General features: G+C 55.2%; 1 tRNA gene and 1 rRNA gene. Both read right to left on the bottom strand.

The annotated features are described in order from the left end of the window. Positions 1–25: 25 nt before the first annotated feature. Positions 26–102 (bottom strand) — tRNA-Asp (locus FCL40_RS18515). Positions 103–160: 58 nt separating this feature from the next. After that, positions 161–241 (bottom strand): 5S ribosomal RNA (gene rrf, locus FCL40_RS18990); the annotation flags it as partial.

Here is a 241-nt window from a genome sequence, read left to right as displayed (position 1 = left end):
TTAGCTACGGGCTTTTTCGATTTGTTGGCGGAGTGGACGGGACTCGAACCCGCGACCCCCGGCGTGACAGGCCGGTATTCTAACCAACTGAACTACCACTCCGCCGAATTGGGCGCCTGACGCAAGAACCTAATTAGCACTCTCACATCAAGGAATTGGTGCCTGACGATGACCTACTCTCACATGGGAACTCCCACACTACCATCGGCGCTACTGTGTTTCACTGCTGAGTTCGGCATGG

Source organism: Ferrimonas sediminicola (genome assembly GCF_005116715.1).
GTDB lineage: Bacteria > Pseudomonadota > Gammaproteobacteria > Enterobacterales > Shewanellaceae > Ferrimonas > Ferrimonas sediminicola.
Note: the sequence above shows the minus strand (reverse complement) of the source record. Positions and strands in the feature narration are given on the sequence as shown.